This window comes from Cohnella lubricantis (genome assembly GCF_014212015.1).
GTDB classification, from domain to species: domain Bacteria; phylum Bacillota; class Bacilli; order Paenibacillales; family Paenibacillaceae; genus Cohnella; species Cohnella lubricantis.
Genome location: NZ_JACJVN010000084.1, coordinates 1 through 6,249, shown reverse-complemented (window position 1 = coordinate 6,249; position 6,249 = coordinate 1). Strand labels below are relative to the sequence as shown.

General features: G+C 44.5%; 1 protein-coding gene. It reads left to right on the top strand.

The window, feature by feature from the left end:
• The first annotated feature begins 136 nt into the window (after positions 1-136).
• A complete protein-coding gene (locus tag H4Q31_RS19520) occupies positions 137-6,220 on the top strand; it encodes an AAA family ATPase (protein ID WP_185180740.1) in 6,084 nt (2,027 codons plus the stop codon).
• The last annotated feature ends 29 nt before the right edge of the window (positions 6,221-6,249 follow it).

Below are 6,249 nucleotides of genomic sequence, written 5' to 3'. Positions count from 1 at the left end.
TGATTATTCAGCAAGCCCTATTTATAATGAATTTTCTCATAAAAATGCGATAAGAAGATATCTAAAGTAGTTTCATGTCTGCAGACCGCGACGCCAATGTAGTAGATGGAAAAGTAGATGACTGGAGGGGGACGTATTGCCTGAAGCGGGGAAACCGGGTAGTTCGAGGCGCAAAGGTGACGATTTTCAGGATTTGGTCGCTTTGCGTTTTGCCTTGAAATACTATATTGCAAATAAACCTTTTCGAATGTACCTCGAATATGAGCGTTCAGGAAACTTAGATGATATCGTCATTTTTGATGATGAGCAAGTGATAGGTAACCAGGTAAAATATGCAGTTCATGCATTTGATGTATATGAAGCATCTCACTTTCTAAACCCCGAGAGTCCAGTATTTCTCAAGAAGTTTGCCGACAGCTGGAAAATGTTAAGTGAACGATTCCCGGAGCAACCTATTAAGGTTCGACTTTGCTCCAATCGTTCATTGGATGCAAGTTTGGTTAATTGTATAGCAGAAGATGGTACCTTTAGACAGGCTTTTATAGAAGACCGGAATAGAGGCGATTTGAGACAATTACGCTCCGACATGAGAGAGGCATCCGGGTTGGCGGAGGACGATTTTCGGCAGTTACTCTGTAGCTTTCAGTTTTTCCTTCGTTTACCACAAATTAAGGATCTGTCTGATTACATTCGTATTGTCCAGCTTGATCGGGAGCTTGGATTATCAAGCGAAGCTATATTTTATGATTTCCTACAGACCATCAAAACCTACGCGATTGAATCGAGAGAGCCTGTTACCCTTCAGGTAATCGAGGAGATTATTCACCGTGCGCAGAATACGTTATTGCTTCCGCAAGTTTTCCCAGTACATCAGGATCACTATATTGAACCAGAAACTTTGGGAAAGCGTCTCGATCATGCTTTATCAAAGGTTGAGGAAGGGTATGTCATTGTTACCGGTCCACCAGGAAGTGGCAAGTCCACCTCATTAACTGAATACATCAGAAATTTGAATGACGAAAAATTTGAAGTGATTTCTTATTATTGCTTTGTTGGCGTTCATGACAATGCGCAGCGTAGCAGAGTGAAAGCAGAGAGTTTACGATCAAATTTGTTACATGAACTGCAGCGTCGCTACCACGGGATTCTACGCCGGCGGTACGACTATAGTGAAAGCAATTTTAATGAATGTTTGCAAGCGATAGCGAAGCATGTATCCGGCCTTGGCCGAAGATTTTTGTTGTTTTTGGATGGATTGGACCATGCGGAACGACTGGAATCGGAACTCAGGGACACGGTAATCTCGGCGCTGCCAGCCGAGGTACCAGCCGGTATGATCATTTTGATTGGGAGTCAGGAACTTCACAAATGGCCTTACTTCTTGAGACTCATTCGAAACCATGCGGATCGCCATGTAGTAATGCCATTATTTGCGCCGCGGGAAACAGAAGCCTATTTAGTTGAAAAAAGAGGCATAAATTGGCTTACTCGCTCCCAGATTGCAGAAATTCACTCGCAGAGTCAAGGTCTGCCTCTTTATTTGTCTTATGTCGCAGAAAGGATTCTCGGAGGAGAATCTGTGTCGAACGTCATTGCCTCGTTATATCCGGCAGACGAGGGTAACATTGTTCAGTATTATCATTTTATTTGGGAAGAATTCGAACGGGTTGGCATGGGTAACGCTAGGCATCTTTGTGCTGTTATGGCATGTTTGCGTTTCTATATTCATCGTGAAGAATTGATGGCCATATCCGGACTGCAAAGAGCGGATTTTGAAGATGCCTTCAAAACTATGAGTCATTTGCTGCGCATTTCGGATGACAGACTTTCCGTATTTCATAACAGTTTCAAAGAATTTATTATCGAGCAATTGCCGGAAGACTGGACGACCGAAGTTAGAAAATCCATCTTTTCATACCTTCGGGAAAAGAAAAATACACCACGATGGTTTGGGCACGTATTTGCATACGCTCAGGAGATCGGTCAGAGGCGTTATATCATAGAGGAAGTGAATGACGATTTCATTGAACGATCACTGCAGCATTGTCGTCCTTCAAGAGAAATTAATGAGGCGTTAAACACTGCGATCGACTCCGCTTATCAACTTCAAGATATAATCGCCTTAAGCCGGTTGGGAGCCTTGAAGTTTAGGACTAGAGAACGTCTCCAGGAAAATTTAAATCGTACTTTACTTGCAGAAACGTTGCTGGCACAAGGCCGTGAGCAAGATGTCATGGCATTTGCATACTCATCTGAGGCAGACAGATGGTTGGTAGATCGCGAAACCGCTCTAAAGATCATGTATTATATGGCCGAGACAAATCGAATCGAACGGGGGAAACAGTTATTTGAAGTATTTTCTTCTGAGTATGACGGAAGTTTTTCTGACGGTAGACAAAAGAAGCACCAAGTGATTGAAATTGCCAAGTGTCTGGCGCTGTATACATCGAATCATGGACGGGCCGTATCTTGGCTGGCACATTTTGATTTCACTCCTGATGTTCTCGAACGAAAGGAATTGTTTGCGCCAGGCTATGCTCCGCATCTAGAGGCATACATCGACTCTCTGGTGAGGTTTGATCAAAGAAATAGGTTGTCCTCCATCATGCGTGTCAAAATGCTCTTTCCCAATGAATTGGTTTGTTATTATGTCATGAGGGCGGCTATGCGATATGACCGGTTGGATCTTCTGAAGATTGCGTTAGCACAATACTTGGAGCAAAATTCTGAAAGCGGCAATGTAGAACTCGCCAGCTTTGCCGCGACAGCAGGTTACCCTCCAGCAGAAGTCACCAAGTTGGCAGGAGCGATTGATGCGCCAAAGCTATCCCAAATTGATCGTATTTCCAGCGGAGACCCTGTCCTGCATAAATATTTTTATTCCGCAATAGTTGTGGCTTACGAGGGGAATTATAAGCATCTAGCAAAAGGATTTTCTATAACTACAGAGCAACACGATACTTTCTGGGGAGCGATTGTCAGCCATGTTCAGAAAGCCGGTTTCGCTGTGGGACTGCTGCTAAGAGATGAGGAGAACGAGTGGTTTCAAGTCGCCAAGGAATGTATTGTTTCGTTGATTGGTGCAAAGCGCGGCGTTGGTGAACGGACAATTGAAGCGATTGACCTGATAAGGGAGATTCTTCCCCTCACAATTGGTGTTTTGACGGAGAAAGTCACCGGGAACATGCCGCGGCGGATGGGCGAGTGGGCAGAACTATTGCAGGAACTGCGCAATTCCTATACCTGGATTACGCACTATGGAATCAACGAGTCTATTCGCGATTATTCATTTGAATTGTCAGTGTGGGAAAGATTGTCTCATATCAAAGGGTTTACTCATGCTCTAATACCAATTGTCAGGGCGTGCGCGTTGACGTATGAACATACTACCCTTTTGAAAGGGGGGAGCCGGGCCGAACATTTCCTCCGCTTATCAGCAATTATGGGCAGGATTGGGCTCAAAAATGAAGCATCGAAATGGATGCAGTACGGAATTCGCTCCTCGCTGATCTATGGCTACCATAAGGACGTTACGCTATATCATCTTATCGATATGGTATCGCTGGTCGGACATAACAATCCTGAAAAGGCCATTCAATTTATGGCGAGGCTTTTGCCGTTGGTTGACTTAATGCCTCATCTAACATCCGGAAGAGAAACCAGCGGTCTGCATACCAAAGCTTTTGAAGCGGTGCTTCGTATCGATCGTTCAGCAGCGTTCAACCTTCTGCTCCACTATGCAAAATCGGTAGGCAAGTGGAAAGTACAAGAATGCCTTGAAGCCTATATTACGACATCCCAGGATGAGGATCCTCATCTCTTGTGGGGGCTTACAGAAACTGTAGCGAATCATTCTGATGGTTATATTGGTCAAATGTTTAAAATGCGCAGGCATATACTTGAAATGACTCATGTAATAAATGACGAGACCAAACATGCAACTTTTACAGAGCGGTATCGCAGGTTTGTCTTGACCGAAATCTCTCCTCGATACTGGCCTGCTGATCTAAAGGAAAAGTTAGGGTATGAAATCTACAAGGACGAGGAAAATGACAGAGATTCTCGGGGTTCCGAACAATATAAACTGGACAGTCAAAGTTACTCTGTTCAGGAATTGCTGGAAAAGTGTTCAGACTCGTTTGATGTGTTCTGCTCGGTGGTAGAAAGATTGAATCAGGAAAACAGTTATTTTTACGCCCCTCGATTCATAAATCAATCTCTTCGTCAGTACATCGCTAAAGCGTCTACTTCCACAGAGTTATTGCGCATCTTGGAGTTTATACAATCACAGAGATACTCTCCGGAACCCGCAATTTTGAAAGAGTTGGGCCAGTGTTTCATGGCAATCGGAGATCATAACAATGCCATATCAAGTTTTGAGCTGGCATATCACGAATTCCTGAGAAACTCCTATTGGCCGGCAACAAACAGGTGTTTGGCCGATATCGCGGCAATCGATCAACAAAAGGCAGCACATGTGCTATTGGAAGCCTGTTACCGATCGACAATTGGATCGCAAGGTGGCTACACAACCCCGGCCATCGCAGCAGCGGGTTTGTTTGACTTGCTGGAGGAAGACGAGCTAGAGAATGTCGTTGAGGAGTTCCTGACTCATTGCGCGAGTATGTTTTCCCAACTGCCCAAGGGATATGATTACTCTTGGCTGTATGAACCCAATACGTATTCGGATTCCATGGACCATTCGGCTCGTTTTGAGGCAAAGGCGATTGAGTTTATACTTAAGGAACTCGATACTTCCGAGGTTGATCTGGGCGAAAAGCTTGTGCGGGCGCTTGTCATTTTGGCTATCCAGCGGCCAGAGATAACACTTCTTCCTCTGCTTGGGCGATTGCCGGAAGCATCCGGAAGGTTGCTGCGTAGACTGTTGGCGATCATCTATTGTGTTGTTGAAGAAGAGCCGGATATCATGGCATTTCATGTCGAAATGCTCGCCAACTTGCTCGAACGTGATCATTTTCTTTGCCGAATTGTCGCTATGCGTATGCTTATGGGATTTAATAGGAAGCACCCATTAGATAATAAGGTGACTGAAAAACTTATTCGATTAGAGGAGATGTATACCTCCGGTACAAAATACTCCTCCCTTGTAAAGGCAGAGCTCAACGCTGATTATTTTGAGTTTTTCGATCAATGTGTTCCTGATTTTTTTATGCGACAGGTTACTGTTGCAGAACAGATACTTGAGGTCGAACCTGGTTTTCTGATGGCTGCGGTCCAGCACAAGCTAATGGGCCAAGAGTGGAAAATAGAGACAGAAAAGGAACAACTGATGCAAGACTATGACGGCCATGTTCATCCTCAAGGCTGGCCCATTGTCATGTTTACGACAACATTCTTTGAACGGTTCATGGATCTGTTATGGGAGTGCATCGATGAGGTTACTCGAACGCTCTGGCTTAGCAGAGATCAAGTAGACGCGTTGTGGAATTTATTTCAACTTGCCGATCCCTCAACGGCAAAGATCGGTAAGTTGCCAAGGCCGGGCGATATTGAGCCTTTGATTGTGACGGATAAAGAAGAATGGCTCAAAGAGTTGGATATGGTTCCAGCCTTTAAAACGGATGAGCCAGTCGGCGACTGGATAACCGTGTGCGAATGGAGACATTTGGCGCAGGATGAGTTCAACAATGTGCCCTATAAACAACATGTGATAATACAGGCCTATCTAGTACCGCAATTGGTGTACGGTAATGCTTCGGTAGTTGAAGAGGTGGATCGATTTACTGAAAGGATCGGATGGCATACGGAAGTATCTGTAACCGAAACTCAAACCGCGGAGATCTTACAAACACGGAGACAAAGCAGGGGGTTATTGAATCAGGAATCTCTTCCATTGATCTCCGTCCAACACAACTCGCCATTTTTTTTCGGCCATAGCATAGTATGCAGTTTGGCTTCGTTTATTGTTCAAGACTTCAAGCTTGTTTTTAATGGGTTAAATTTATTGCAAGAGGGCAAATTGATGGCTCAGTACGAGGAATGGCAGGAGGGTTATCAAGACGAGCCGTATTCCAGAGAAAAGTTATCGTACGGGACGAGGCTAAAAGTACATCGAGACTTGTTAGCCGCGATTTGCCAGAGGTATCGGAAGCTGCTTTGCATCCATATTGATGAGGAACGAGAGTTTTACCGTTCGATTTACAAACGAATCCCAGATGAAGCAAATCGATCTCAACAATACATTTTATATCATTTGTAGAGCCGCTAATTAGGGCTTGCTGAACAAGA